General features: G+C 56.7%; 26 protein-coding genes and 1 tRNA gene. 11 read left to right on the top strand and 16 right to left on the bottom strand.

Annotated elements, in window-relative coordinates; all coding sequences use genetic code 11:
* The first annotated feature begins 7 nt into the window (after positions 1-7).
* On the top strand, positions 8-778 hold the full coding sequence (locus C1N56_RS07500) for a YdcF family protein (RefSeq protein ID WP_058757325.1): 771 nt from the start codon (positions 8-10) through the stop codon (positions 776-778).
* Between the two features lie 215 nt (positions 779-993).
* On the opposite strand, the gene C1N56_RS07505 is transcribed toward C1N56_RS07500, so the two are convergent.
* Entirely contained in the window at positions 994-1,905 is a 912-nt protein-coding gene (locus C1N56_RS07505) for a ketopantoate reductase family protein (RefSeq protein ID WP_288421905.1), read from the bottom strand.
* A gap of 210 nt (positions 1,906-2,115) precedes the next feature.
* Here C1N56_RS07505 and fusA point away from each other — a divergent pair, with 210 nt between their 5' ends.
* On the top strand, positions 2,116-4,215 hold the full coding sequence (gene fusA / locus C1N56_RS07510; RefSeq protein WP_394517340.1) for an elongation factor G: 2,100 nt from the start codon (positions 2,116-2,118) through the stop codon (positions 4,213-4,215).
* Positions 4,216-4,253: 38 nt separating this feature from the next.
* Here the strand turns inward: fusA and C1N56_RS07515 are convergent, their stop codons facing one another.
* Both C1N56_RS07515 and C1N56_RS07520 read right to left on the bottom strand, forming a co-directional pair.
* Complete coding sequence (locus C1N56_RS07515; protein WP_394517341.1) at positions 4,254-5,039, bottom strand: phosphate/phosphite/phosphonate ABC transporter substrate-binding protein; 786 nt, start codon at positions 5,037-5,039, stop codon at positions 4,254-4,256.
* Positions 4,936-6,003, bottom strand: a complete 1,068-nt coding sequence (locus tag C1N56_RS07520; RefSeq protein WP_394517342.1) for a fatty acid desaturase — start codon at positions 6,001-6,003, stop codon at positions 4,936-4,938. The genes C1N56_RS07515 and C1N56_RS07520 overlap by 104 nt, the downstream gene beginning before the upstream one ends.
* Before the next feature lie 217 nt (positions 6,004-6,220).
* Between C1N56_RS07520 and C1N56_RS07525 the strand changes: the two genes are divergently transcribed.
* From C1N56_RS07525 to C1N56_RS07535, 3 genes are all read left to right on the top strand, one after another.
* Positions 6,221-7,243 carry an LLM class flavin-dependent oxidoreductase gene (locus C1N56_RS07525; protein ID WP_021509376.1) on the top strand — a complete coding sequence of 341 codons (1,023 nt, stop codon included), beginning with the start codon at positions 6,221-6,223 and terminating at the stop codon, positions 7,241-7,243.
* Positions 7,244-7,363: 120 nt separating this feature from the next.
* The gene (locus C1N56_RS07530; RefSeq protein WP_058771102.1) at positions 7,364-7,552 is read left to right on the top strand and encodes a type II toxin-antitoxin system HicA family toxin; all 189 of its coding nucleotides are present in this window, start codon (positions 7,364-7,366) and stop codon (positions 7,550-7,552) included.
* An 18-nt stretch (positions 7,553-7,570) separates the two neighbouring features.
* Positions 7,571-7,981: a type II toxin-antitoxin system HicB family antitoxin gene (locus C1N56_RS07535; protein WP_058771103.1), complete on the top strand. Its 411-nt coding sequence runs from the start codon at positions 7,571-7,573 to the stop codon at positions 7,979-7,981.
* 304 nt (positions 7,982-8,285) lie between these two features.
* Here C1N56_RS07535 and C1N56_RS07540 read toward each other — a convergent pair whose 3' ends face one another.
* The 3 genes from C1N56_RS07540 to C1N56_RS07550 all read right to left on the bottom strand — a co-directional run bounded on the left by C1N56_RS07540 (position 8,286) and on the right by C1N56_RS07550 (position 11,238).
* Complete coding sequence (locus C1N56_RS07540) at positions 8,286-9,113, bottom strand: glycosyltransferase family 8 protein (protein WP_058771104.1); 828 nt, start codon at positions 9,111-9,113, stop codon at positions 8,286-8,288.
* A gap of 22 nt (positions 9,114-9,135) precedes the next feature.
* Entirely contained in the window at positions 9,136-10,518 is a 1,383-nt protein-coding gene (locus tag C1N56_RS07545) for a D-arabinono-1,4-lactone oxidase (RefSeq protein WP_394517343.1), read from the bottom strand.
* A 78-nt stretch (positions 10,519-10,596) separates the two neighbouring features.
* The gene (locus tag C1N56_RS07550) at positions 10,597-11,238 is read right to left on the bottom strand and encodes a TetR family transcriptional regulator (RefSeq protein ID WP_125310083.1); all 642 of its coding nucleotides are present in this window, start codon (positions 11,236-11,238) and stop codon (positions 10,597-10,599) included.
* A gap of 212 nt (positions 11,239-11,450) precedes the next feature.
* On the opposite strand from C1N56_RS07550, the gene C1N56_RS07555 reads away from it, so the two are divergent.
* The 3 genes from C1N56_RS07555 to C1N56_RS07565 are packed head-to-tail and all read left to right on the top strand — an operon-like array spanning position 11,451 to position 14,051.
* Positions 11,451-12,278 carry a MetQ/NlpA family ABC transporter substrate-binding protein gene (locus C1N56_RS07555; protein ID WP_394517344.1) on the top strand — a complete coding sequence of 276 codons (828 nt, stop codon included), beginning with the start codon at positions 11,451-11,453 and terminating at the stop codon, positions 12,276-12,278.
* Between the two features lie 11 nt (positions 12,279-12,289).
* Positions 12,290-13,414, top strand: coding sequence for a methionine ABC transporter ATP-binding protein (locus C1N56_RS07560; RefSeq protein ID WP_394517345.1), 1,125 nt, complete (start codon positions 12,290-12,292; stop codon positions 13,412-13,414).
* Entirely contained in the window at positions 13,395-14,051 is a 657-nt protein-coding gene (locus tag C1N56_RS07565) for a methionine ABC transporter permease (RefSeq protein WP_088518053.1), read from the top strand. Before C1N56_RS07560 ends, C1N56_RS07565 begins: the two co-directional genes overlap by 20 nt.
* 174 nt (positions 14,052-14,225) lie before the next feature.
* Here C1N56_RS07565 and C1N56_RS07570 read toward each other — a convergent pair whose 3' ends face one another.
* From C1N56_RS07570 to C1N56_RS07610, 9 genes are all read right to left on the bottom strand, one after another.
* A complete protein-coding gene (locus C1N56_RS07570) occupies positions 14,226-15,497 on the bottom strand; it encodes a TonB-dependent receptor (RefSeq protein ID WP_346302972.1) in 1,272 nt (423 codons plus the stop codon).
* 104 nt (positions 15,498-15,601) lie between these two features.
* On the bottom strand, positions 15,602-16,990 hold the full coding sequence (locus tag C1N56_RS07575) for an FAD-binding oxidoreductase (protein ID WP_088518055.1): 1,389 nt from the start codon (positions 16,988-16,990) through the stop codon (positions 15,602-15,604).
* Between the two features lie 57 nt (positions 16,991-17,047).
* The gene (locus C1N56_RS07580) at positions 17,048-17,845 is read right to left on the bottom strand and encodes an ABC transporter permease (RefSeq protein WP_104189730.1); all 798 of its coding nucleotides are present in this window, start codon (positions 17,843-17,845) and stop codon (positions 17,048-17,050) included.
* Positions 17,842-18,672, bottom strand: a complete 831-nt coding sequence (locus C1N56_RS07585) for an ABC transporter ATP-binding protein (protein WP_104189732.1) — start codon at positions 18,670-18,672, stop codon at positions 17,842-17,844. Before C1N56_RS07585 ends, C1N56_RS07580 begins: the two co-directional genes overlap by 4 nt.
* Positions 18,669-19,640 carry an ABC transporter substrate-binding protein gene (locus tag C1N56_RS07590; protein WP_394517346.1) on the bottom strand — a complete coding sequence of 324 codons (972 nt, stop codon included), beginning with the start codon at positions 19,638-19,640 and terminating at the stop codon, positions 18,669-18,671. The genes C1N56_RS07585 and C1N56_RS07590 overlap by 4 nt, the downstream gene beginning before the upstream one ends.
* Before the next feature lie 13 nt (positions 19,641-19,653).
* A complete protein-coding gene (locus tag C1N56_RS07595; protein WP_104189734.1) occupies positions 19,654-20,532 on the bottom strand; it encodes a creatininase family protein in 879 nt (292 codons plus the stop codon).
* 14 nt (positions 20,533-20,546) lie between these two features.
* Entirely contained in the window at positions 20,547-21,002 is a 456-nt protein-coding gene (locus tag C1N56_RS07600; RefSeq protein ID WP_088518078.1) for a RidA family protein, read from the bottom strand.
* A complete protein-coding gene (locus C1N56_RS07605; protein ID WP_394517347.1) occupies positions 20,989-22,188 on the bottom strand; it encodes an amidohydrolase family protein in 1,200 nt (399 codons plus the stop codon). Before C1N56_RS07605 ends, C1N56_RS07600 begins: the two co-directional genes overlap by 14 nt.
* Positions 22,185-23,135 (bottom strand): PDR/VanB family oxidoreductase, encoded by a 951-nt coding sequence (locus C1N56_RS07610; protein ID WP_168715153.1) that lies wholly within the window; start codon positions 23,133-23,135, stop codon positions 22,185-22,187. Before C1N56_RS07610 ends, C1N56_RS07605 begins: the two co-directional genes overlap by 4 nt.
* Positions 23,136-23,281: 146 nt before the next feature.
* Between C1N56_RS07610 and C1N56_RS07615 the strand changes: the two genes are divergently transcribed.
* Together C1N56_RS07615 and C1N56_RS07620 are read left to right on the top strand one after the other, a co-directional pair.
* Positions 23,282-24,226, top strand: a complete 945-nt coding sequence (locus C1N56_RS07615; protein ID WP_088518062.1) for a LysR family transcriptional regulator — start codon at positions 23,282-23,284, stop codon at positions 24,224-24,226.
* 112 nt (positions 24,227-24,338) lie between these two features.
* Complete coding sequence (locus C1N56_RS07620; protein ID WP_104189740.1) at positions 24,339-24,788, top strand: GNAT family N-acetyltransferase; 450 nt, start codon at positions 24,339-24,341, stop codon at positions 24,786-24,788.
* 126 nt (positions 24,789-24,914) lie between these two features.
* On the opposite strand, the gene C1N56_RS07625 is transcribed toward C1N56_RS07620, so the two are convergent.
* Positions 24,915-24,990, bottom strand: a tRNA-Asn gene (locus C1N56_RS07625).
* Positions 24,991-25,497: 507 nt separating this feature from the next.
* Between C1N56_RS07625 and C1N56_RS07630 the strand changes: the two genes are divergently transcribed.
* A complete protein-coding gene (locus C1N56_RS07630) occupies positions 25,498-26,421 on the top strand; it encodes a sugar ABC transporter substrate-binding protein (RefSeq protein ID WP_058757339.1) in 924 nt (307 codons plus the stop codon).
* The last annotated feature ends 2 nt before the right edge of the window (positions 26,422-26,423 follow it).

Raw genomic sequence — 26,423 nt, forward strand, 5'->3', positions numbered from 1 at the left:
GAAAGTGATGCAGCTCAATGACCATCAAATTCAGGATATCAACACCATTGCCGCCTGGCTGGCGCTCGATCAGCTGCCAAAGGACGGTACGCTGGAGGTCGATTTAGCCATACTTGCCGGACATGCGGTGCTGCCGAACGTCGAAGCGGTGATTGCGCTGGCGAAGAAATATCAGCTGCCGTTGCTGATCAGCGGCGGCATCGGTCACTCAACCGCGCTGCTGGCCGCGATGATTGCCAGCCATCCGCTCTATCGCCAGATCGACACCGCCGGCAAGGGCGAAGCACAGCTGCTGGGCGAGATGGCGCGCGTGTTCGCTGAGCTGCCTGACGATCAGCTGCTGCTGGAAACCGCCTCGCGCAACTGTGGCGAAAACGCCGCCTTAAGCCAGCGCCTGCTGGATGAGCAGCAGTGGCAGCCGCAGCGCGTGCTGCTGGTGCAGGATCCGTTGATGCAGCGCCGCAGCTGGGAAACTTTCCGCTGGCAGTGGCGCGATCGTGAGCATGCGCCGGAATTCATCAGCTGGCCGGTGTTTGTGCCGCAGGTGATGATGGATGCGGGCATGCTGCGCATCGTTGGCGCGCCGCCGCAGGGGTTGTGGTCAGTGGAGCGTTTTCTGTCGCTGCTGATGGGCGAGGTGCAGCGCCTGCGTGACGACGCCAGCGGCTATGGCCCGAACGGCAAGGGGTTCTTCGGTCACGTTGATGTACCCGACGCGGTCGAAGCAGCCTGGCAGCGCCTGATGCAGCTGCCCGGCGTGCAGTCGCGGTTGGGTTAAGCCGTCACCAAAAGCATATGTGATTGAGTAAAATAATATTTTGCACTATCCGTAGCGGCGCAATTTATTGCGCAACCGGCCGCGGTGCGGAAATGCACATTGCGCGATAAATCGCGCCGCTACGGTTTGTGCGACTGGCTGGTGCCGCAATGACATGTCGCACAAATAACAGGGGGCGCATTCATGCGCACCTGGCACGCCACGCACCGGACCGATCACCGCGTCTGCAAATACACCTGCAAGTTCACATACACCGCGTTCAGCAACGGCGTCGCCACCGCATGGCGCGCGCCGCGCACCAGCAAATCGCCGATGATCTGATCGGCTTCGATATCATAGCCCTGGGTTAAATCGCGGTACATGGATGAGGTCATCGCCGCATCAGGATTGTTCAGCGTCTCATAAATCTTCGCCGTCACGGCCGGACGCTGTTGGTAGCCATCAGCGGTGATCACCGCCAGCACCTCGGCGAAAATGCCCTGTAGCAGCGCTTCACCACCGGCTGAACGCAGGATGTGCTGCGTATTGCCGCGCGCCACACAACACACCGCACCCAGCGTGCTCAGCAGCAGCCACTTCTCCCACAGCTCACTGATAATGTTATCGGCGAACACGCTGTCAAACTGCGCGTCACGCAGCGCGGCATCCACGCGCGCCAGACGGGCATCGTTGTTGCCGTCCAGCGCGCCGTAGTAAAGCACGTGCAGCGGCGACAGCTGCATCACTTCGCCGTGCTCGCCCAGCGTGGCGTGAATCTTACACAGCCCGCCAATCACCTTGTCACCGAAACGTGCGCGCAGCGTATCAATGTGACGCATACCATTGAGGATCGGCATGATCAGCGTTTGCGGCCCGACCGCCGGGGCGATGTCTTCAATCGCCTGTTCCAGCGCAAAGCTTTTCACCGTCAGGATAATCAGATCGTAATCACCAGTCAGCGTCGAGGCCAGCGCCAGCTGCGGCTGCAGCACCGTGCTGCCTTCCGGTGTTTGCAGCACCAGTCCGGTCTGTTGCAACTGCTGCTGGCGGCGCTCGCGCACCAGAAAGGTCACATCACGGCCGGCCTGCGCCAGGCGCGCGCCAAAGTACCCGCCGGTGGCACCGGCTCCCACAATCAGAATACGCATGGACTGTTTTCCCGTTAAGCATGAAAGCCTTACCTTAAAGCGCTGCGCGTCACTGCGCCACACCGCAAATGCGGAAAACCGTGACAATCTCAGCGATGAGCAAAAAAAGCTCAAACTGTTCGTATTCATTCGTACAATGGGTTTATGCTGGGGCACAGCGGCGGGCAATGGTGCCTGCCGGTTTTTTCGTCAACAGACTAAGGACGCATCATGCCCCGACCCCTCCCCATCGAACGTTATCGCAACATCGGCATCTCCGCGCACATTGATGCCGGTAAAACCACCACCACTGAGCGCATCCTGTTTTACACCGGAATGAGCCACAAGCTGGGTGAAGTGCACGATGGCGCGGCAACCACCGACTGGATGGCGCAGGAGCAGGAGCGCGGCATTACCATCACCTCGGCGGCGGTCAGCTGCTACTGGCCGGGCATGGACGGCAGTTTTACGCCGCACCGTATCAACATCATTGATACTCCCGGACACGTTGACTTCACCATTGAAGTGGAGCGCTCAATGCGCGTGCTGGATGGTGCCGTGATGGTGTACGACGCGGTCGGTGGCGTTCAGCCGCAGTCAGAAACCGTCTGGCGGCAGGCGAATAAATACCACGTACCGCGCATTGCGTTCGTCAACAAGATGGACCGCCAGGGCGCGGACTTTTTCCGCGTGGTGCAGATGATGAAAGATCGCCTGCAGGCGCATCCGGTGCCGATTGTCATTCCTGTTGGCGCTGAAGAGCAGTTCAGCGGGGTCATCGATCTCAACAAAATGCGCGCCATCTACTGGGACGACGCCAGCCAGGGCATGAGCTTTAGCTATGCGCCGATTCCGGACGCGCTGCAGGCGCAGGCGGCGGAGTGGCGGGAAAACATGGTGGCAGCAGCGGCAGAAGCCAGCGAAACGCTGATGGACCGCTATCTGGAGCAGGGCGATCTCAGTGAAGACGAGGTGATTGCCGGGCTGCGGCAGCGCACGCTGGCGGGCGAAATCCAGCCGATGCTGTGCGGCAGCGCGTTTAAAAACAAAGGGGTGCAGCGCATGCTTGATGCGGTCATCGAACTGATGCCTTCACCGCTCGACGTGCCACCGGTCGCCGGCATCAACGAGCGCGGCGAACACGACGAACGCCATGCTGACGATGAGGAACCTTTCTCGGCGCTGGCGTTCAAGCTGATGAGCGATCCTTACGTCGGTCAGCTGACCTTTGTGCGCGTCTATTCTGGCGTACTGCGCAAGGGTGACAGCGTGTGGAACGCGGTGAAAGGGCGTAAAGAGCGCATTGGCCGCATCGTTCAGATGCAGGCTAACGATCGCATCGAAATTGATGAGATCCGCGCCGGCGATATTGCCGCCTGCGTCGGGCTGAAAGAGGTCACCACCGGCGAAACGCTGTGCGATCCTGATGCGGTAATCACGCTGGAGCGCATGGAATTTCCCGATCCGGTGATTTCGCTGTCGATTGAGCCAAAGACCAAAGGCGATCAGGAAAAAATGGGGCTGGCGCTGCAGCGGCTGGCGGCAGAGGATCCGTCGTTCCGGCTGCACACCGATGAGGAGTCCGGTCAGACCATCATCTCCGGCATGGGTGAACTGCATCTGGAGATCATCGTCGACCGTCTGAAACGCGAGTTTGGCGTGGAAGCCAACATTGGCCGGCCGCAGGTAACTTACCGCGAGACCATCCGCAAAACGGTGCGCGAGGTGGAAGGGAAATTTGTGCGTCAGTCGGGCGGTAAGGGCCAGTATGGTCACGTGGTGCTGACGCTGGAGCCGCAGGCGGCCGGAAGCGGTTTCGCCTTTGAAGACGCGACCAAAGGCGGCGTGGTGCCGCGCGAATTTATTCCTTCAGTGGAGAAGGGCATTCGCGAAGCGCTCAACAGCGGCGTGCTGGCCGGTTATCCGGTGGTCGACATCAAAGCCACGCTGACGTTTGGCTCTTATCACGACGTTGACTCGTCCGAGATGGCGTTCCGCATGGCGGCGATCTTTGGCTTCAAAGCGGCAGCGAAGCAGGCCGATCCGGTGATACTGGAGCCGGTGATGCAGGTGGAAGTGGAGACGCCGGAAGAGTATGCCGGCAGCGTGATGGGCGATTTGTCGTCACGTCGCGGCACGCTACAGGGCATGGACGAGCGTTTCGGCGCGCGCATTATCCGTGCTGAAGTGCCGCTGGCCGAAATGTTTGGCTACGCCACCACGCTACGTTCGATGTCTCAGGGCCGCGCCACGTACAGCATGGAGTTTGCCCACTACGCCGAAGCACCGCGTAATGTCGCGGAGACGATTATTGCGGCACGCGCGCAGTAAGTCCGCTGGCGGCAGGGACGCCGCCGGTTCGTGCTTTATTATAGCGCCGTCACGCCCAGCGCGGCGGCGTCATCCTCCCAGCGTTTAACCTCATCAAACCAGTCGCGCTGCGGCACCGAAAAGCCCGCCAGCAGATTGGCCTGCATCACATCCTTGTAGTCGTCCACATTGGCCAGTTCAAACAGTGCGCTGCGCAGTTTTTCCAGCAGCAGGCTGTCGGTTTTCGCCGAGGTAATCAGCGGCAGCGCGGCACACAGCGGGGTTTCACCGATAATGGCTAAGCCCTGCAGCTCCTGCGGCCGGTATTTACGCAGCAGCGCCCAGGTGATGCAATCAATGGCGGCGAGGTCGGCCTGTCCGGCGCGCAGCGCGGCCAGCGACTGGCGGTGGCTGCCGCTGAACCGGGTGGTGGCGAAGAATTTGCCGTTCTGCGCCAGCGGCGCGACTACGTAGCGCAGCGCATTATATCCGGAGTGCGAGTCATCGCTGTTACACACTGCGCGGCGGCCGCGGAAATCGGCGAGGCTCAGGTTCTCATCCTCAAGGCGCGCCACCAGCCAGCTGCGATAGCGCAGGTCATGACAGCCTGCCGCATTGGACTGAAAGGTGCCGACCAGCTGCACATCAGGCAGCAGCGCCACCAGCGGATAACCGCAGGTCTGACTCAGCAGCAGCTTGTCATCACGCCAGTGTGGCAGCAGGTCGTCGTGCCACTGCACCTCAGCCTGCACGCCGCGCTTCGCCAGCAGCCGCGTCAGCACTGAGGTCATTGCCAGCGTGCTCGGGTGGTCGATGTCGTACATCGGTAAAGAGATGATGTGCATTCTGTGCGTCCTTGTGGTGTCCCGGGTGGGCGTTAACGTCGATCGGCTGACGCCAGAAGCGCTTCATCCATTGGCCGTAACCGGCAACGCGAAAACCCTGATTACGCTGATAGTAGCCGTCGCGGTAGAGCAAATAGACTTTGCGCAGACCGTACCAGGGTAAACCGGGCAGATCGTGATGTACAGAATGATAGTTGAGATTCAGGAACAGCAGGCGCCACGGCCAGGCCGCTTCGTTATTCACCGAGCGCGCCAGTGGCGCCTCATCGGCACGATGTTCGTAAAATGAGCGCACCTTGGTCAGCATCAGCGCCGGATAGCTCACCGCCAGCACCAGCCACAGCGGGGAAAAGCCGTGCAGGCTGAGCCAGTAAAACAGTCCGGCCAGCAGTAGCAAATGCACCAGCCACATCATCATCTCCGGCACGTCGCGCTGCACCATGCTTTGCGTCAGCGCGCGCAGCGTGGCGAGGATATCCAGCAGCGGTCCCAGCAGCAGACGTCCCGGAAAGGTGTTGCGCAGATGGATAACGCGCTGCTGCCAGGGGTTGAGCCGTGCCCAGTGCGCCGGCGACAGATAATAGGTTTCCGGATCATCATGCGGATCGGTCAGGGTGTGGTTGCGGTGATGCGCCAGATGCGAATCCCGGTACAGACCATACGGATACCACACCGCCAGCGGCAGCGTGCCAAACAGCTGATTAAGGCGCGGCAGGCGCGTCGGATGGCCATGAATCAGCTCATGCTGCAGCGACATATACCAGGTGGTGAACAGGATCAGCAGCAGCGTGGCGAGGGGCAGGCCCAGCGTTTGCCAGTACAGCACGCTGGCGAACCAGCCGCTATAAACGGTAATGATTAACAGCCAGGTCGGCAATTCGCTGCGCCATAGCCAGCTGCGCGCCAGCTGGTGCACCACTTCGCGCTGTTGGGTACTGAGGTAGGCGGAGGTTCCTTTGACCATGTTCATGAATTCAGTCAGCGAGACGGGAAAAGATGCGCTCACGATGCGCGATACGCGTGATAAACACAAAGACGGAAAATTGCTTTGTTATGCAAAAAAGTTGAAGAAGCGCGCGAAAACTATTGGCTATCAGTCCTCTTCGCACAGGCGTAACCTTACCTCATCGAATTCTGATTGATGACGCCGGCGCCGTTCTGGCCCGCGAGGAGCATTTAGCATGAAAAAAATTGGCTTTTTATCTTTCGGTCACTGGACCCCGTCACCACACTCGGCCACCCGTTCGGCGCAGGATGTGCTGCTGCAGTCGATTGACCTGGCCGTCGCCGCCGAAGAACTGGGTGCCGACGGTGCCTATTTCCGCGTACACCACTTTGCCCGCCAGCTGAGTTCACCGTTTCCGCTGCTGGCGGCGGTCGGTGCCAAAACCAGCCGCATCGAGATTGGTACCGGTGTGATCGACATGCGTTACGAAAATCCGCTGTATATGGCGGAGGACGCCGGAGCAGCGGACCTGATCGCCAACGGCCGTTTGCAGCTCGGCCTGAGCCGTGGCTCGCCGGAGCAGGTGATTGAAGGCTACCGTTACTTTGGCTTTAATCCGCGTGAAGGAGAAACCGATGCGGATATGGGACGTCGTCACACCGAAGAGCTGCTGGAAGTGCTGCGCGGCGAAGGGTTTGCCAAACCCAATCCGCAGCCGATGTTCCCGAATCCACCGGGACTGCTGCGCCTCGAGCCGTATTCCGAAGGCCTGCGTGAGCGTATCTGGTGGGGCTCCGGCTCGAACGCCACATCGATCTGGGCAGCCCAGCTGGGGATGAATTTGCAGAGCTCGACGCTCAAGGATGACGAGACCGGCGAACCATTCCATGTGCAGCAGGCGAAGCAGATTCGCGCCTATAAAGAAGCCTGGCAGGCTGCAGGGCATCAGCGTGCGCCGCGCGTGTCGGTCAGCCGCAGTATTTTTGCCCTGATGAACGACACCGACCGCGCTTACTTCGGTCGCGGCGGACAGGAGCAGGATTCCGTCGGGTTCCTCGATGAGAAAACCCGCGCCATCTTTGGGCGTAGCTATGCTGCAGAGCCGGAGCAACTGATCAAACAGCTGGCACAGGATGAAGCGATTGCGGAAGCCGATACCCTGTTGCTGACCATCCCTAATCAGCTTGGCGTGGATTATTGTGCGCACGTGATCGACAGCATTCTGACCCACGTCGCGCCAGAGCTCGGCTGGCGTTAAGCCACAGTGCGCAGGGAAGCGCACAATTATTGAAATTTAATAACCCCAATAACTCTGACTGTTGCATTTCAGGGTTATTGGGGTTATTTTATTGCTTTCAGGACGTAGCAGGACACGCGCATGGATAGCCGATCGCTAATGGCCGAAATCAGAGCCGACGGCTGGGAGCTGATACGAATTAACGGTAGCCACCATCATTTTGTCCATCCGACGAAAAAAGGCCTGGTCACGATACCGCATCCCAAAAAGGATTTGCCGATTAAAACGGTAAAAAGTATCAGAAAACAGGCCGGATTGACCGTCCATTAATTTGCAAGAGGCACACTTATGTTTTACCCCATCGCAATCGAAGCGGGAGATGAAACCACCGCGTACGGCGTTACGGTGCCGGATTTACCCGGCTGCTTTTCCGCGGGAGATACGCTGGAGGAGGCCGTAAAAAACGCCAAAGAGGCGATTATCGGTCATCTGGAGTTAATGGTTGAACTCGGCCAGGATATTCCGGCGGTCTCCGACCTTAAATCGCTGATGAAATCGGCGGAGTTTGCTGGTTACGTGTGGGTGCTGGTGGATGTTGATGTGACCCGAATTCTGGGCGGCTCGGAAAAAATCAATGTCACTCTGCCGAAGTTACTGATTGATCGCATCGACCGTTGCGTGGCGACGCATCCGGAATTTAAAACCCGTTCAGGATTTCTGGCGCAGGTTGCGCTGGAGCGCATTGCAAAAACGCGCTGAAGCAGGAAGGGCGAAACGATGGCAGTTTTTGCGGCGGACAACCATTGCCCGATTAAGCGCGCCGCTACCAGGTGCGCATAAATGCGCACCCTACGAAATTCAGCGAAGGCTTTGACCCGTTTTAGATTCTGTAGGGTCGCCATTTATGGCGACCAACCATTGCGCGATAAATCGCGCCGCGACCAGGTGCGCATAAATGCGCACCCTACGAAATTCAGCAAAGGCTTTAACCCGTTTTAGATTCTGTAGGGTCGCCATTTATGGCGACCAACTATTGCCCGACAAATCGCGCCGCGACCAGCCATTAATCCGCGCCCAATTCCCACCACAGCTTATCCAGCGCGTAATAACGATCGCGCTGCGCCTCTGGCTGGTTCAGATCGCGTTTCCACGGTTTGGCGAGAATGTAGTGCAGATTCTTCACCTCATCGTCATGCCATAAGCCGGCATGCTGGAACGGCAGGGTTTTCAGCGCGTTATAAATGTACGGCAGCGGCAGCCAGCGTCCGGCAAACACTTCATTGAGCAAATCCTGTTCGGAGAACGGATAGCGGCGCAGGTCGTCAATCTCAGCCACTTTCTGCTGCAGCCAGTCGAAAACCGCCTGATCCGGTTGCAGCACCAGAAAGCCGCCGTTGAGATAGTTATCAAGATCGGCGGGCGGTGTCTCACCGCGCGCCTGCCAGGTGTAGTGACAATGCTCCGGCTGCCAGCTGTCGGGATAGCTGGCGATTTGATTCGGGTTGCAGCGGCAGGCGTGACAGGCCGCCAGCGCATGCTTGCCGAGGTCAAGGGTAAACAGCTCATCCATGTTGCGCAGCACCAGCATATCGGCATCAAGAAACACCACGCGCTCGCAGCCGGTCAGCTCCCAGGCGCGCAGCTTGCTCCACACTTCACCAAACTGTGCCGAGGCATAATGCTGCTCCAGCGCAGCGTCCGGCATCAGCGGCTGGACCGGATGGATCACGCAGCCCAGCGCCTGCAATGCTTCGCGCATGCTCAGATCGATGGCATCGGTGACCATCACAATCAGCGGCCAGCGCGTTTCGCTGCGTTTGAGTGAGCGATGCAGCGCTTTCACCCCGACATAATATTCCGGCTGCGTTAACAGCGTTACCCAGGCGTACATAAATTCTCCCCATCAAACTCAATCAATCGAACAAAGCCGTGACATAGTCATTGCTAAAGCGGTGCGTCGGATCCAGCTGTTCACGCACTGCACGAAACGCATCCCACTGCGGATAGATGGCGCGCCACTGATAGCGCTGCGGATCGTAATATTTACCCCAGTGCGGACGTCCGCCTTCTGCCGCCAGCAGTTTTTCCACTTCGGTGAGGAAATGCAGTCCGTCCTGCGACAGTGAGCCGTCATCCGCGTAATACACCACGAAACCAAAAAAGCAGGTTGGTTGCTGATGCGCCGGGCTCATCCACGCCTGTGAAGCGCCGGTGCAGCGCAGGATGATGGGATAGTGCATGTGCGGACGATTCTGTGCGTACCAGGCTTTGATCTTGCTGATAATTTCCGGCGTTTTGGCCAGCGGCACGCCAATCTCAACGTTGATCTGCGGTACGGCGATGCCACGACAAAACAGCTGGTAGATATCGCCGCTGATGTCGGTGAAATCACGGAAGCGGGTGACGGTACGGAACTGTTTGCCGCCTTTGCCGTGAATCTGCGTGTCGCGATGCATGTGTTCCAGCGTCTGATCGATGGTGTCGTTGAGGCTGCTGTCGGCCTGATCGCCATGCTCAATCACCTCGCGCTGATGGTCGTGCCACGCCTGGCTGTCTTCCGCACTGGCGACATCGGCGTTCCAGACATGCATAAGGTTGTCATCGACAAACCACCAGGCTTTGCTGAGTTCGTGCTGCTCATTCCACGTCAGCAAATCCTGTTCCAGTGAATCGGCAGACGCCGCGAATTTATGGCAGGTAAACAGGCGAAATGGCTGAGTACGCAACGTAATGGCGGTGACGATGCCGAGCGCGCCAAGTGACACCATCGCCGCCGGGAAATCGGCGTCACCGCGCTGAAACTCGCGCACGCTGCCATCGGCCAGCACCATGCGGATATGCAGCGCTTCGTCCGCCAGCGAACTCTGTGCCAGGCCCTGACCGTGGGTGCCGGTTGCCAGCGCGCCTGCCAGCGTCTGTACCGCAATCACGCCGGGCGAGGAGGCCAGCATGCGATCCATCTTTGTCAGGCTGTCATACACCTGCTGCAGCGGCGTGCCCGCGGCAAACGTTACGCTCTCTTCATCCTGAGCGAGGATGCCGCGCAGCGCACTGAGATCCAGCAGTACGTCCTGCGGCTGTACGCACAGCATGCGACCGGGCGACAAACGGCTGCCGAGCACGCGCACTTTGCCGTGCGAGTCGCGCAACAGCTGTTGCAGCTCGGCTTCACTGCGCGGCTGATGCAACTGCTGGCGCTGGCCAACTACCGAATTCTGCGCCCAGTTCCAGAGCGCAGGCGTGTCATCGGTGTGTTGCGTGTTGCGTAACGGATAGAGGAGAGCATCTTTCTTCACTACAGCGTTCCTTAATCTGAGGTCTGTCACGGTCCCGTTTATTTGATCAAGCGTAGACCATCACAGCGAACCCGCAGATTACGGGGCTTTGCGGATATAGCGCAGCGTGGCCGTTACCGCCAGCTGACGGTTGCGGCGAATACTGTCCTCTTCACTGTCGTGGGGGGTAAACAGCGTGTGGAAGGTGTAGCGGTTGGAGACGTGATGCACACAAATACTGCTGAGCAGGCGGTGTACGTCCACGGTATCCAGGCCGTCGATAAAGATGCCCTGACGCTGGCCGCGGGACAGGATGTCATCCAGCAAATCGAGGGTACTTTTGTTCATCGCTTTGATGCGATCCGACTGCATGATGTAACGCCCGCGCAGCAGGTTTTCTGTACACACCAGGCGCATAAAATCGGGATGCGTGACGTGATAGTCAAAACTGGCTTCCACCAGTTTGATCATCGCCTCTTCCGGCTCCAGCGTAGTAAGATTCAGGCCGGTTTCATGCTGGCGGATCGCCTGATACACCTGCTCCAGCACCTCAATATACAGCTTCTCTTTGTTGATGAAGTGATACACCACCATGCGCTTGGTGGTCTGTGCCAGTTCAGCAATCTGCTCCATTCGCGCGCCCTGCATACCGTATTCGGCGAAGGTTTGCAGCGCACCGGCGAGGATGCGTTTTTTCAACCCTTCCGGGTCATTTTTACGTTTGGGTGTGGTATCCGACATAGCGCTCAATAACGGTCAATCAAACAGGCATGGTAGCACAGCCGCCCGGGGCCTTTTGGCGCGATGAGCGGCGGCATGGCTTTATTCATTTCAGGAATAGCATTCCCGGATAAATCATAATGCTGGAATAAGCAACTGCGTATACTGCGCGTATCTGTCGATCACGGCAGCTTATTTTGACTCGCGTAATAATAACACTCAGGAAATAATTTATGCACACACGCTTCGCATCAGCCCAAAAGAAATTGTTGTTAACCGTCGGCGCGTTACTGGTTGCCGGCAGCGTGGTCGCGCCGTTTTCTGTGGCGCAGGCGGCGGATAAAACCGCGGTGAAGGTCGGTATCATGAGCGGCGAGGACGAAGACGTCTGGCGTGAAGTGATCAAGCAGGCCGCCGCGAAAGGGCTGACGGTGAAGACCGTGATTTTCAATGATTATAATCAGCCCAACGAAGCGTTACAGAATGGTGAAGTGGATGCCAATGCCTTCCAGCATCAACCGTTCCTGAATAATCAAATCAAGGTCAATCATTACGATATCGTGCGCGTCGGCGATACCGCCGTCTGGCCGATCGGTCTCTATTCGAAGAAAGTGAAAAGCGCCGACGCTCTGAAAGACGGAGCGGTAATTGGCGTGCCTAATGATCCGTCGAACGAGGCGCGCGGTCTGGTGCTGCTGCAGCAGCAAGGGCTGATCAAACTCAAACCGGGCGTCGGCATTGCCGCCACCACGGCCGACATCACAGACAATCCCCATCACCTGAAAATCAAAGAGCTGGATTCCGGCATCATTGGTCGCTCGGTGCCGGATCTTGATGCAGCAGTGGTCAATACCGACTGGGCGCTGAAAAGCGGCCTGACCGCAGCGGATCGTATCGCGCAGGAGCCGGTGAAAGACAACCCGTACAACAACTTTATCGCGGTGAAAAAAGAGAACGCCAGCGCCCCATGGGTGAAAACCCTGGTGGCATCGTACCAGAACGATGCCGTCAAAACGGTGTTTGACAAGGTCTACAAAGGCACGGGCGAAACCGCCTGGTAAGGAACCCATCCATGACGCTATTTTCCGAGGCCACCGTGCCCCTGACCGCCGTAGCGCGCGGCGTGATCGAAGAGGCAACAGTACGCGATCGCGTGGCGCAGCACAGCAACGTGGTGCGTTTGCAAGGCGTGTCGCGCCGTTTCGGCCAGACACAGGCGCTGCGCAATGTCTCACTGACGGTGCAAAAAGGCGAAATCCTTGGCCTGATTGGGCGCAGCGGCGCCGGAAAATCGACGCTGATTCGCTGTCTCAACGGGCTGGAGCAGCCCGACGAAGGCGTAATCGAGATTGAAGGGCGGGGTATTACCGGTCTGTCGGAACAGCAGCTGCAGGCGGTGCGCAGTCGCGTCGGCATGGTGTTTCAGCACTTCAATCTGCTGTCGGCAAAAACCGTGGCGCAGAATGTGGCGCTGCCGCTGAAAATAGCTGGCATGGAAAAGGCACAGCGCAACCAGCGCGTAGCGGAACTGCTAGCGCTGGTGGGGTTGAGCGACAAGGCCGGACACTATCCGGCGGCGCTCTCCGGTGGACAAAAACAGCGCGTCGGCATTGCCCGCGCGCTGGCCGCCAGCCCGGCGCTGCTGCTGTGTGACGAAGCCACGTCGGCGCTCGATCCGGAAACCACCCGCTCGATTCTCGCGCTGCTGAAATCGCTCAATCAGCAGCTTGGTATCACCATTCTGTTGATCACGCATGAGATGGAGGTGATCAAATCCGTGGCGCATCGCGTGGCCGTTATCGATGCCGGGGAGATTGTCGAGCAGGGCCCGGTGTGGCAGGTGTTTGCCCATCCGCAATCCGCGCTGACGCGCACGTTGCTGCGCGGGCTGCTGCCGCAGCTGCCGGAAAATCTCGCAGCGCGGCTCAGCGAACAGCGTGAAGGTGAGGCGATCTATAGCGTTCACTTTGCTGGTGTGGCGGCGCAGGGGGATTTGCTGACGCAGTTTGCCAGCGCTCTGCCGGGTAAATTTCGCCTGCTGCAGGGGGGCATCGACCACATTCAGCACTACGCGGTAGTGCGTTTCTTTATTGCGCTCCCGGCCGCCAACGCTGCCGATGAGTATCAGGTTCTCAGCTGGCTGCGTGCGCAGCAGGCACAGGTGGAGTTGGTCGGTTATGTCGCCAGTGATGATTGATTTACTGCTCAATGCGTTGGGTGAAACACTGCTGATGACGGCGGTGGCCGGCCTGTTTTCGCTGCTGGCCGGATTACCGCTGGGACTGATTCTGGTGACCACCAGCCCCGGCGGCATTGCTGAAAACCGGAGCATCAATCGTCTGCTGGGCGTAGTGATCAACGGCTTTCGCTCGCTGCCGTTCATTATTCTGCTGGTGGCGCTGATTCCCTTTACCCGTCTGCTGGTCGGCACCTCTCTGGGCACCTGGGCCGCAATTGTACCGTTATCGATCACCGCCACGCCGTATTTTGCCCGGGTAGCGGAAGTTTCACTGCGCGATGTCGATCGCGGGCTGATTGATGCGGTGCGTGCCATGGGTGCCAGCAAATTACGTATTGTCTGGGAGGTGCTGATTCCTGAAGCGCTGCCGGGCATTCTTTCTGGTTTTGTCGTCACGCTGGTGGCGCTGATCGGCGCCTCGGCAATGGCGGGTGCCATCGGGGCGGGCGGCCTGGGCGATCTGGCGATTCGCTACGGTTATCAGCGTTTTGACACTGCGGTGATGGTGGCGGTGATCGCCGTACTGATCGTGCTGGTGTGCGGTATCCAGTGGCTCGGCGATCGGCTGGTGCAGCGCATTGACAGGCGGCACTGAGAAAAACGTCTGCGCCAGTACGCTCTCCTGCAGACAAATGCTTCGCATCAGGCGCTGGCGGTGAATATTGTACAAAAACTCAACAGGCCCCTGTTAAAGGGGCCTATGGGTTAATCAGCAATTCATCCATCCTGGGCAGCAGGTAAAGACAGTTAATTCTGATGGAATGAATGATTAAAAGTCGTATTGCAAACTCAAACGATTCTGCCAGAAATGTGAATCGTACAGAGGCGATGTCTGCACGCCGGCAAAATCGGTCACGCTTAATCCTTTTAATACACCGCTGAACGCCCAGGTGAAATACACCAGATATTCCGACTGATTAATGCTGGCAGACTGTGCCGAGGGTTTTAAATCCATAAACGAATATTGTGTACCCAGAGAAAGATGCTCATTAAGCACGTAGTTCAGGTTGGTCATATATGCATTGCCACTGCCAAGATCCTGGGTACTGGTGAAAAACGGCTGGGCGAAATAGGGACCCGATGAACTGTTGTGGGCATAAGGCACCACCAGTGAACCGTTACCCCAGCTATTGGGGCTGGCAGCAATATGGTCGTAGCCCAATTTCCAGTTCAGTGCAGGAGTGAAACTCAGCGCGAGCTGAGCACCGTAAGAGGTGCTATTGACCTCTCCGGCCAGCGCTTTCCCTAAGCTGGTACCGCGAATAAACTGCAGAGCCACATCCGGCTGCAACAATGTATCCTGCCACTGCATATGACTTTCGCCATAGACAACGCGGGAATAATCAGCATATTCCTGATACCACACTTGTCCGGTAAGTTTTTTGTTATCCCACTGGGTGCCCTGTCCGCCACCAATCGCCCACATGCCGTTAGTGCGCTCATCGATATCCGAATAGGCCGTGGTATCCAGGAACTGATCGTCGCCCCAGGGCTTGTAGCGCCAGACTTTGGTAGCATGCAAATACTGGGTGCTGTCGCCATAATTGGCATCAACGCCCCTGAAGAGTATCGGTGTAATACGCCAGTCATAGTCACCGACGAAGGGAATGTTAATGCGTTGATCGCCGGCAGTAATTTTAAAATCATCCTGTTGCCAGCTTAAATAAGCTTCCCCGATATTGGTCTGATTATCACCAATGTCGCTGATGGTATGCGCTTCATCCGGGTGATCAATCCCCCGCAAAAAGATGGCGCTCACGCCAGCGCGAAAACCATACGCGGGAGCCGTTTCATATTTCACACTGCCGCCGTAACTGGTGGTGTCCTGATTAAAGCCTTTGGAAAAATAGGCATTGTGTGTGGAGTAGTAGAGCGTACGTAAACTGCCGCTAACGGTACCGCAGGTGAATATATCGCTGAAGCTGTCTACACCGCTGGCATCGTAATGACAGTCGCTGATATTACTTTGTGTCGCAGCCAGTGTTGCTGGCGCGAAGGGGAAAAACAGCGCAAGTAAACCGACACGTTTTAGTGCTCTCATTGCATGATCCCTGAATAAACACACCCGTTGAGGAAAGCGTAACTATGCCAGCCGGGTGAGAGGATCACCCGGCGGTGAGTTATGCCGTAAATAAAAAGTGATGATCAATTAACGCCGGGAATATGTACCGCCGGCAAGGTTTCACGTACTTCCCAGCCACGTAGCTTGCCGGGGTTTAATAAGTTGTAAGGATCGCAGGCGGATTTTAGGGCAACCACATCAGGCCGCACCATACCTTGTTTGCCATCCTCAATATGAATGACATGCGGATTATTTATTTTCACATTATGGCTACGATAAATATCCATAATGGCGTTGAGCCGTTCCGGGCTGCTGTAACGGATTAATGGCAGGCCGCTACAGGTGAGCGCACCGTTCATGTCGCGCAGAAATTCAATATGTGACATCACCTCATCCGATAATTCAGCTTCCATTGCCAGCACCTGTTGATGGTAATTATCCACGGCATAAGCGGTTTGCAGGTAAGTCAGGGTTTTATCAACCTTCAATGCCTGCAGGGTGGTGTGGTTCCAGCAATATTCAATCAGGGAATGGCCGCTATTTTCCCCTTCGGCAAAGTGCAATGCATTACGGCCGTTGTGTTGTGCGAGGATGGCGGGCAGCAGGCCATCACTCTCGCTTCCCGTCACTGAAATGACACCGTGTTGAGCCCGAATCTGCGCCTCCGCTAAATCGCTGAAATAATCCAGCACCGGTGCGGCAAATACCGCGATTTGACGTTTAACAATGCCAGGTGAACGCGCCAGCGCATCGGCATAAGCCATCGCGGAGGGGAAATCGGCGAAGGTATCCAGGCGCTCTATCCAGTCGTGGCAGGGTGCCAGTGCCAACTCGATCTCCAGCACGATGCCATTGCTGCCGTAAGCATGATGCAACAGCAGGGCATCCGGTGCCTGCAACGTAATGATGCGCGGTGTCTCTTCCATCGTCATCATACGAATTGACAGCACGTTGCCTGGCGCGGCCAGCGGACCGTAGTTAATCGATCCTACTCCGCCAAAACCGCCGCCAAACAAACCACCCAGCGTGGCAAGTTTCCAGGTTGAGGGCATGCAACGCAGCTCCCAGCCATGCGGGCGGGTATGTGCTTCGAGATCGCCCAGACGAATGCCAGCCTGCGCGCGCACCGTACCGGTACCCATGGCGGTGACGCTGTTCAGGCGTGTCATGTCGACCATGACACCGCCCTCCAGCGGAATCAGCTGGCCGTAGTTGCCGGTGCCGCCCCCCCGGAGATTCAGTGGGATACGCGCTTTGGCACAGGCTGCCACAACGGCAAGCAGTTCGTTCTCATCGCGTGGACGAACAGCCAGCTCGGCGAACTTCTCTTCCAGCTGGTGTTTAAGCACCGGGCTAAACCAGTGAAAGTCACGTGACAGACGTTTTACTTTCGGCGCTTCTTTAATCCAGTCAAATTCCGGCAACGCCGCGACCAGCGCCGCCAGTGCAAACTGGCGATCGGGTTCAGACATGTATAGCTCCTGTCAGTCGAAGAGGTGATGGGCGGTTGATGATCCGCCCGTGTTGCATTAACTCGGGCTCAATTCGCTCTCATGCCATGCTGCCAGTACGCGGCGCGTGAGCCATGACATCAGTGCAAAGAGCAGGAAGCCGGCCAGGGAAATCAGTAACAATGCGGCAAACATCAACGGAATATTGAGTTGATAGCCAGCCTGCAGGATCTGATAGGCCAGCCCGGTATCCGTGCCGCCGGTGCCTGCAACAAATTCCGCGACCACTGCGCCAATCAGCGACAAGCCACTGGAGATGCGCAACGCACCAAAGAAATAGGGCAACGCCGATGGAATGCGCAGGCGTATTAAAATTTGCAGGCGCGATGCATGGTTGAGCCTGAAATAGCTCAGTAGCCCCGGAGACACGCTACGTAAACCTTGTGTGGTGTTTGAAATGATCGGGAACACTGCCATCAGAGTGGCGCACACCACCAGGGACAACGTGGTGTCTTTCACCCAAATAATGATCAGCGGCGCAATGGCGACAATCGGCGTTACCTGCAGAAAGACAATATAAGGAAATAACGCCGTCTCGATAAACCGATTCTGCACCAGTAAAAACGCAATGATGGAGCCAATAACCGTCGCCAGCACAAACGAGATCACCGTGATTTTCAGCGTGTAAAGTAAGGACATAAACAACGCCGGAAAGTTTTGCGCCAGGCTTTGCGCCACGACGAGTGGAGAAGGGACCAGAAAGGCGGGCACCTTAAACGCGGTGACCAGAAACTGCCACAGTAACAGCATGGCAATGGCGACCACCGCCGGAAACAGCCATTGTTGAAATTTACGGTTTGCTGCAAGCGGTTTCATGCTTTGCTCTCCTGACTGGCTGCGAGCAGGCCGCGCTGCAACAGCTGCGCATAATGGGTAAACGGCTGACTGACACGAAACGCATCATCACGCGGCAGGCTGGTTTCAATGCGAATATCATCAACAACGCGACCCGGTCGCGCGGCCATCATAATCACACGCTGCGACAGGAATACGGCTTCCTGAATCGAGTGGGTCACAAAAACTACTGTAAGCTTTTGCTCCTGCCACAAATCGAGCAGGTCGCTGTCCAGTTTGTTGCGGGTGATTTCGTCCAGCGCGCCAAAGGGCTCATCCATTAACAGCACCCGGGGACGCGTCACTAAACCACGGGCAATTGACACCCGCATTTGCATGCCACCGGAAAGCTCGCGTGGCAGTACATGACCAAACTGACCCAGGCCAACCAGTGCCAGAATCTCCCGCACCCGGGTGTCGGCTTCACCGCGTGGTACCCCCGCCAGATCCAACGGCAGGCGTACATTATTATGCACGCTGCTCCACGGCATCAGGGTGGCTTCCTGAAACACAAAGGAAAGCGGCAGATCGCGTTGATTCTCCCGACGATCGCGACGAAATAGCATCAGTTTGCCATCACTGGGTTCAATTAAGCCGGCAATCATTTTCAGTAAGGTACTTTTGCCACAGCCGGAAGGGCCGAGCAGTGAAACAAACTCCCCCTGCCGCACGGTCAGTTCCACCGGCAGCAGTGCCCGCGTCCCGTTGGGATAGATTTTCTCCGCGGAGAGCACCTCAATCGCCGGCGGCGCTGCAGGCCGTGGCTGGCTGTCCGGATTGATCGGCGTTATGTTGCTGGCGGTGTTCATGGCATGACCTTAACGTCTTTGATGAACTGCAGCGTGTAGCTACCCGCAAACGGCACTTTGGCCGGATCGATTAGCTTGTTATCCACCAGCAGCTGCCATGTCTGTTTTAGCCGTGGCTCGGTAATAATACCGATACCCGCCGTTTGCGCGTCGCCGCCCGTCACCATCAGGTATTTCTTCATCTGGGCGATACCGAAGGCGATCTGCTCCTCGCTCATCTGTGGATTCTCTTTCCTGATGAGCACGTTGCCAGCGCTCGGATCCTGCAGATAGTTTTTCCAGCCCTGCATTGAGGCTTTAACGAATGCGGCTACCGCCTGCGGACGTTTTTCAATGGTTGATTTCATGCACACAATGCTGTTGCCGTAGGGCGGGTAACCCCATTCGCTGATCGGGTAGACATTGGCTTGCGCATGGGCTTTCTGCACAGCAAAAGGTTCCGAGGTGATATAACCCTGCTGCACCAGCGTTTTGTCTGCGAGGAATGGCTGGATGCTGAACGTGTACGGGCGCACGCGCGCATTCTTCAGGCTGAGCGCACTCTGCGCCCACGGCCAGTAGGAGGTATAAGCTTCCGCCGCCAGCAGGAAGGTTTTACCCTGCAGATCCGCTTTATCTTTAACATCAGGATGGGTGAGAAAAGCAATTGCCGAGTGCTGGAACGTAGTGGCAACGGGCACGGCTTCAACACCCTGCTGCCAGGATTCAAGCGCCTGCATGTTATCGCTGATGATGCAGTCTGCCTGACCCGCCGCCATCAGCTGCATGGTGTGAACCTGGGGACCACCCATTTTAATGGTGACGTCCAGCCCGGCATCTTTATACAGGTTCTGCGCCAGTGCCTGATAAAAACCGCCATGCTCTGCTTGCGCATACCAGTTGGTCATAAAGGTGAATTTCTCCGCCGCCATGCTCTGGGCCGACAGCGCCAGCGACAGTGCGGCAATCATGCTTAATTTTTTATTCATCGTGATCCCCCGGTTAGCGCGATGTTAAGAGTGATGCAGCGTCGTTGTGGTCTAATACTTTGCCCTGCCAGTGGCCTGTGCCCCATGCCGGTTCAGCGCGGGTTACCCAGCTCATTTGATGCATTTCGGTGATCACCTGTGCCCAACTTTCCGCCAGCGAATCCAGAATCGCCGCGCCTTGTTCGGGCGTCGACGGCAGTGGATCGCCAATCACGCCGCTGGGGCCGAAATCATAAGAAGCCCATGCCGCCATGGGTTTACTGGTCGAGAGTGTCGGGCAGGGGAAGGCAGGCGGATAATTCGCCACGGCTTTGCTCATCTGCACGGTGTCGGGGGCGAGTGCCAGCATCAGTGCGGTTTCCGCATGACCGGCATGCATCGCCATTTGACGCTCTTTGTCGTCCATAAAACTTTCGGCACAGTTGGGCACTTTGAAGGTGTCTTGCATGATGATGATCATGTCACCGTGTCGCAGACGGAGTTCGCGTGCGGCCATCTGCAGCGGCTGTGGCTGCCCGCCATGGCCATTCACCATTAAAAACTTGCGGAAACCGGCGCGATAAAGGGATTCACCAATCTCCAGAATGGTATGTAACAAGGTTTCCCCGGTCAGCGTCAGCGTGCCGGGAAAGTGCAGGTGCTCATCGGATTTGCCATAGGTGATCGGCGGAATGGCATAAGCCGGGATATCCGCGGGTAAACGTGCCAGGGCATGCCCGACCACGCCCGATGAAATGACGCTGTCGACGGCACACGGCAGATGGGGACCGTGCTGTTCGATGGCGCCGGTCGGTAACACAATCACCGTGTTGGCTTTATTATCCAGTGTGGCGATGTCGGTCCAGCTCAGGTACGGCAAAAAACGGTTTGCCGGGATATAACCATGCAACATACTGTTTCCTCGCGTTATTGTGGCAACCACGCCGTGGCTTCAACTTCAATTAGTACGTCCGGACTCGGCAGCATTTCACTGACCTGCACCACCGTTGACACCGGCGGTTCATCCGGGAAGAACTGCTTGCGCACCCGGCTGTAGTGCGGGAAATGGTCCAGATTGCGAAAGTACTGCACCAGTTTGAAAACATCACTCATCTGCCCCCCGGCGCTTTCAAGGGTGGTGCGGATGCTCTCCAGCACATACCAGCTTTGTGCCAGGATTGGACCTTCTTTGAAATCGGTAGAAAATTCACCACTGCGTCCCAGCAGCCGTTGCGCTGCTTCGGGGATATCGCTGTAACCGCGCACGATCGTCGCGGTTTGCGGATTCACCGGAATAATGCCGGAGAGAAAAATAAAGTCGCCGACGCGTCGCCATGCCGCATATTTCGCCAGCGGCTTACCCGCCCCTTCATCTAGCGTCATCAGTTTCTTCTCCATAACGCACGCCTTGTTTAAGCCGATAGCGCTGGCGCTGGCGTAGCGGCCAGCTTGCTGTATCGGCATGCGGAAAAATCACCATATCGTTGTGACGGAAAGCATCGGGCTGGCAGATGAGCTGAGAGGCTTCATCAAAGGCAGCTCCCAACTGCAGGCTCAATACCCCACTGAACAGGGTATCGAGGGGGTCGTAACTGCCTAGGGGGCAGAAGGCGTCCTGCACGTTATCAGCGCCCAGCAGCAGTGAAATTCCACGCGCCTGCGCTTCTTTCACCAGCGTTAATCCACGCTGACGCGGTGTGCGATGGGGCACGGCGTCCTGTAACAGCAGGTTGGTCAGGGGCAGAGCGATCAGCGTCACCCGGTGCAGGGCCAGCCGATCAAGAATCTGCAGCGCATCTTCCTGTTGCGACAGCGCGCAGCTGTGGCTGCAGGTAATATGACCACTGAACGGATGTTGTTGCAGGTAGTTCGCCAGCCAGCGCATGCCCTGGGCATCAGCATTCAACTCTTCATCAATGTGCAGGTCGATATCGAGCTGCCACTGTTCGGCAGCTTGCAGAAGATGTGAGAAGGCTTGCGCATCCCAGTTGCTGCTGTGAATGAAACCACCCAGAAGTGCGCCCGGACCGCTGATGGCCACCTGAGCGGCAATGTGCTGCGCATCATCCGCGCTGGCGAAAAAACTCAGCGGGGCGAGGGCCACGCGTTCGATGCGACATAAAGGATGCTGTAACTCACCAATAACCTGCCACGCCAGCGGCGCCTGCGCGCTGAACCAATCGACGTGGGTGCGCAATAAACCCACGCCACTCTCCACCGCCCATTGCAACGCCTGATGCGCGCGCTGATGCAGGTCTGCACGGCTCCAGTGCACGCGATCCTGGTGCATCGCGGTAATCGCAGCCAGCAAACCGGGCTGGCGTGCCGGGCTGCGCTCGAAGGTGAACGTTTTGTCCAGATGCGCATGCGGTTCGATCAGGGCAGGAAGCACCAGAGAGCCATTGAGGGGCAAATAATCAGCATACGCTCCTTCACAGGGCGCGAACTGCAGCCCGTCAGCGTGAAAATGTAACGTCGCCAGCTGCGGCTGATTGTCCTGCTGTGGCCAGCTATCTGGCAGGAGCCAGCGGGGTAAACGTGCGCCGGTTGCGCCTGGATAGATGTTCATAAGTCCAGTACCAGAAGCGGAGAGCGTGCGCGTGAGCAGCACAGGACGATGCAGTCATTCGCGGCACGCTCTTTTGGGCTTAACACCTCGTCACGGTGATCGGGTTCACCCGACAAAACACCCGTAATGCAGGCACCACACATGCCTTGCTCACAGGAGAGTTCAATCTCGATACCCGCCGCTTCCAGCACCCCGGCAATGCTTTGAGCCTGTCCAACGGTATAACGCGCGCCGGAAGAGGCAATCTCCACGTCGAAGCTGTCGCCTGCGGTAATCAGGGAGGCTGCAGGATTGAAACGTTCGCTGTGCCATTGATCCGGCTGCCAGCCGCGTTCCAGCGCTTGCTGCTGCAGGTGGTGCATGAAGCCAGCTGGTCCGCAGGCAACCAGCGCGCTGTTGGCTGATGTTTCCAGATCGTCAGGTGTCCGGGTGCGCAGGCTGTCGCCTTCGCTACTGTAGTGAATGACGACACGCTCACCGAGCTGCGCCAGACGTGTCGCAAACGCCAGTTCATCATGATGTTTGAGGTAGATATGCAGCATGAATTCAGCCTGCCGCCCGGCCAGCGCTTCTGCCATGACCAGCAGTGGCGTCAGGCCAATACCGGCAGCAAATAATAAGGTGCGCGGTGCATCCGGTAGCGGAAAGTGGTTACGCGGTGCCGACAGAGTTAACGCATCGCCGACATTCAGCTGTTGATGCAGCCAGCGGGAACCGCCTGTCGAGGCGGGATCAAGACGCACGCAGATTTCATAGCCAGCGGCACTGGCTGGCGAACACAGTGAGTATTGACGCACCCCTCCCGCCGGCAGGTGGACATCAATGTGCGCGCCCGGTGTAAAAGGCGGCAGCGGTTGGTCGCTGGCACTTTCCAGCGTCAGTAACAGATTGCCAGCACCGTTGGACTGCTTTGCGATGACGGTGACAGCCAGGTGTGTTGATTTCATAATCAGCCTGTCTTTGCAGGGCTGTCATCAGCGTTAGCGCCGCGCAAACCCTTGTCTTTATCATGGATGCGATTATTATTTTGCCGTTGTGTAAGCGTCCATCTGTTTAATTCGCATGATGCGTTGCAAAAAAGAGAGCACCCACTATGTTTGCCTTCTCACGTTTTCTGATTTATTTCACCGAAGTGGCACGCCAGGGTTCGCTACGTAAGGCTTCCGAGGTGTTGCACGTCTCTGCCTCCTCTATCGACCGGCAGATTTTGCGCGTGGAGGAACAGCTGGATATGCCGTTGTTTGAACGCCATCCATCAGGTTTATGTATGACTGCCGCTGGCGAAATCCTGTTTAATGCGGCCAAAAACTGGCAACGTGATTTTGGTCGTGTTTGTACCCAATTAGAGGATCTGCGTGGCTTGCGACATGGTCATGTACATATCGCCACCATTGATGCCATTAACCGCGGTTTTTTCTCCTCAATCCTGCAGCGTATCCGTGAAGACTATCCGGGCATTTCGTTTACCCTCACCACCATGAGCAATATCCATATCGCGAATGCGCTGACCGCCGGTGATGCGGATTTTGGCATCATGCTCAACCCACAAAGCTCGCGTGAACTGCTGGTGAAATCCTTTGCCGATCTGCGTCTGGGGATTGTGGTTAGCCGACATCATCCCCTGGCAGCGCTGGAATCTATTCGCTTCAGTCATTGCGAACCCTGGCCATTTATTGTGCCCGCCGCGCCATTAATGCTGGCCGATCCGCTGGAAGCGCTAATTAACAGTTCTGGCATTCGCCTGAAGGAAGTGGGGCGCACCAATAACATTCATATGCTGCGATCGTTAGTGCGTGATGATGTTGGCATCAGCCTGATGTGCTGGCTGGATATTGTTGATGAATATCGCCGGGGAGAACTGAAATTCATTCCGCTGATCGACACGGTATTAAAACCCTTTACTCTGTCACTGTGCGTGGCACCACAACGCCAGTTATCGGTGGCCGCGTCGATGATGCTCGGGCAGCTCGAGTTATTCTTTGCAATGATAGAGAGTGAAGAAGCGCTGGCAGGCAAGGAAGAGAAGCATATCGGGTAAACGCCGGACTTGCCCGCCAGATGTTGCAGCGGGTGGTGATGAACAACACCTATTGTAGATGTAAGGTCAGTCTGGTAGCGGCACAGCAACCTCCTTTAATACAGGTATCACGATGGTGAAGATTGAACACGCAGACCCGCGCTCGGCGGAATCACAGTGGCTGATTGAAAAACTCTCCGCAGAGCTTGCGGCTATCACTGGCGATGGCGGAAACAGCCGCGCCAGCGTTGACACCTTTCAGGGTGAAGGCGCGTTGTGGGTGATCGCGAGAGACGCGCAGGGCACGGCCGTCGGCTGCGGCGCGTTACGGCCGGTGGCTGCCGGGATCGCTGAACTGAAAAGGATGTTCTCCGACCGCAGTTTGCCGGGCATCGGCTGCGCCTTGCTCTGCGCTCTGGAAGCCGCGGCAAAAACCCTGGGATATCGTGAACTGTGTCTGGAAACCCGGCATGTTAATCAGCGCGCCGTGGATTTTTATATCAGGCAGGGTTACCGGCAGAGAGAAAATTACGGACCCTACCGCGGCCGGGAAGAGGCCATTTGCCTGGGCAAAACGTTATAAAATAAAAGGGTGGCTGACATCAGTCCGGCGGGTTTGATTTAGCGGCCCGTATCATCTTCCATCGCCCAGCAAACTCACCACAACAAAAAGCCCGCTCAGGTTTCCCTGAGCGGGCTTCTTTAAATCTGGCTCCTCTGACTGGACTCGAACCAGTGACATACGGATTAACAGTCCGCCGTTCTACCGACTGAACTACAGAGGAATCGTTGGAACGAGGCGAATATTAGCGATGCCGATCCCCGTTGTCAAAGCCCGATCGCACACTTCTGGTTTAAGTGCGCGTTAAAGCAGCGGATTGCTGCTTTTCTGCCTTGAATGGGCAGATTTCAAACTGCCAGCAAGATCTCACTTTAAACGCATTTCCTTTGAGATGTTAGATGCGTGTCAAAGTTTTGTTATTTGCCGATTTTAAAACAATCATTTCAGTGCTTTTATGATGAAAATTTCAAAAGAAGAAAGGATGAAACAAATGAACTGCTTATCATCACGCCCGAAACGAGTTTTGTCCGCTCAACGCTTCTTTCGAAAGTAACATATTGATAAGGAAGATGTTGAAAAAAGGAGCAGCACGGTACCGATAGCGTCAGACCAGAAGCCTTACCTCTACGAACAGAAAAAAAACGCCAGCGACGTTGAGTGAATGTAAAAGATATTTTTCATTCGCGGACTCAGCCAACCTGAGCACGTTAACAAATAAGAAGGGTTACCTATGAAATTCAAAAAAGCGTTAGTGACTTCCCTGTTAGCTTGCATGTTACCTGCCGCTGTGATGGCAAAAGATATCCAGGTGGGCGTTTCTATGGCGCTGTTTGATGACAACTTCCTCACCATCCTGCGCACAGCCATGCAAAAAGAGATGCAAAAAGACAACGTGAAAGGCCAGGTGGAAGATGCCAAAGGCGACGTCTCTCAGCAGCTGCAGCAGGTACAAAACTTCATCGGCCAGGGCGTCGACGCCATCGTCGTTAACCCGGTCGATACTAACGCGGTGAAGCCGATCATGGATGCCGCGACCAAAGCCGGTATTCCACTGGTATTCGTCAACCGCAAACCGGCGGGTCAGCTGACCGACAAGATGGCGTACGTCGGCTCCGACTCTGAACTGGCGGGCCGTCTGCAGATGGAAGCACTGGCCAAAGCGATGAACGGCAAAGGCAACGTGGCGATCCTGATGGGCGACCTGGCGAACGAATCAACCCGTGACCGTACTAAAGGCGTCGAAGCGGTGGTCGCCAAATATCCGGGCATTAAGGTGGTACAGAAGCAAACCGCCAAGTTTACGCGTAACGATGCGGTAGACGTGGTGAGCAACTGGATGACCGCCGGTGACGATATCCAGGCCATTGCCTCAAACAACGATGAAATGGCGATTGGTGCGCTGCAGGCGCTGGGTAAAAACCCGAACCACATCCTGATTGCCGGCGTGGACGGTACGCCTGATGCGCTGCAAATGCTGAAGAATGGCAAAATGGTTGCCACCGTATTCCAGGATGCGAAAGGTCAGGGCGAAGGTGCCGTACAGACTGCGGTGAAACTGGCGAACGGCGAAAAAGTGGAAAAAATCATCAACATCCCTTACCAGCTGATCACCAAAGACAACATGGCGCAGTTCGAAAACCGTAACCAGAAATAATC

The sequence above is a fragment of the Pantoea sp. SGAir0175 genome, assembly GCF_043547855.1.

Coding starts and splice junctions, on each gene's coding strand:
- C1N56_RS07500 (WP_058757325.1), top strand. CDS start 8: ATGCAGCTCAATGACCATCAAATTCAGGATATCAACACCATTGCCGCC.
- C1N56_RS07505 (WP_288421905.1), bottom strand. CDS start 1,905: ATGCGTATTCTGATTGTGGGAGCCGGTGCCACCGGCGGGTACTTTGGC.
- fusA (WP_394517340.1), top strand. CDS start 2,116: ATGCCCCGACCCCTCCCCATCGAACGTTATCGCAACATCGGCATCTCC.
- C1N56_RS07515 (WP_394517341.1), bottom strand. CDS start 5,039: ATGCACATCATCTCTTTACCGATGTACGACATCGACCACCCGAGCACG.
- C1N56_RS07520 (WP_394517342.1), bottom strand. CDS start 6,003: ATGGTCAAAGGAACCTCCGCCTACCTCAGTACCCAACAGCGCGAAGTG.
- C1N56_RS07525 (WP_021509376.1), top strand. CDS start 6,221: ATGAAAAAAATTGGCTTTTTATCTTTCGGTCACTGGACCCCGTCACCA.
- C1N56_RS07530 (WP_058771102.1), top strand. CDS start 7,364: ATGGATAGCCGATCGCTAATGGCCGAAATCAGAGCCGACGGCTGGGAG.
- C1N56_RS07535 (WP_058771103.1), top strand. CDS start 7,571: ATGTTTTACCCCATCGCAATCGAAGCGGGAGATGAAACCACCGCGTAC.
- C1N56_RS07540 (WP_058771104.1), bottom strand. CDS start 9,113: ATGTACGCCTGGGTAACGCTGTTAACGCAGCCGGAATATTATGTCGGG.
- C1N56_RS07550 (WP_125310083.1), bottom strand. CDS start 11,238: ATGTCGGATACCACACCCAAACGTAAAAATGACCCGGAAGGGTTGAAA.
- C1N56_RS07555 (WP_394517344.1), top strand. CDS start 11,451: ATGCACACACGCTTCGCATCAGCCCAAAAGAAATTGTTGTTAACCGTC.
- C1N56_RS07560 (WP_394517345.1), top strand. CDS start 12,290: ATGACGCTATTTTCCGAGGCCACCGTGCCCCTGACCGCCGTAGCGCGC.
- C1N56_RS07565 (WP_088518053.1), top strand. CDS start 13,395: ATGTCGCCAGTGATGATTGATTTACTGCTCAATGCGTTGGGTGAAACA.
- C1N56_RS07570 (WP_346302972.1), bottom strand. CDS start 15,497: ATGAGAGCACTAAAACGTGTCGGTTTACTTGCGCTGTTTTTCCCCTTC.
- C1N56_RS07575 (WP_088518055.1), bottom strand. CDS start 16,990: ATGTCTGAACCCGATCGCCAGTTTGCACTGGCGGCGCTGGTCGCGGCG.
- C1N56_RS07580 (WP_104189730.1), bottom strand. CDS start 17,845: ATGAAACCGCTTGCAGCAAACCGTAAATTTCAACAATGGCTGTTTCCG.
- C1N56_RS07585 (WP_104189732.1), bottom strand. CDS start 18,672: ATGAACACCGCCAGCAACATAACGCCGATCAATCCGGACAGCCAGCCA.
- C1N56_RS07590 (WP_394517346.1), bottom strand. CDS start 19,640: ATGAATAAAAAATTAAGCATGATTGCCGCACTGTCGCTGGCGCTGTCG.
- C1N56_RS07595 (WP_104189734.1), bottom strand. CDS start 20,532: ATGTTGCATGGTTATATCCCGGCAAACCGTTTTTTGCCGTACCTGAGC.
- C1N56_RS07600 (WP_088518078.1), bottom strand. CDS start 21,002: ATGACGCTAGATGAAGGGGCGGGTAAGCCGCTGGCGAAATATGCGGCA.
- C1N56_RS07605 (WP_394517347.1), bottom strand. CDS start 22,188: ATGAACATCTATCCAGGCGCAACCGGCGCACGTTTACCCCGCTGGCTC.
- C1N56_RS07610 (WP_168715153.1), bottom strand. CDS start 23,135: ATGAAATCAACACACCTGGCTGTCACCGTCATCGCAAAGCAGTCCAAC.
- C1N56_RS07615 (WP_088518062.1), top strand. CDS start 23,282: ATGTTTGCCTTCTCACGTTTTCTGATTTATTTCACCGAAGTGGCACGC.
- C1N56_RS07620 (WP_104189740.1), top strand. CDS start 24,339: ATGGTGAAGATTGAACACGCAGACCCGCGCTCGGCGGAATCACAGTGG.
- C1N56_RS07630 (WP_058757339.1), top strand. CDS start 25,498: ATGAAATTCAAAAAAGCGTTAGTGACTTCCCTGTTAGCTTGCATGTTA.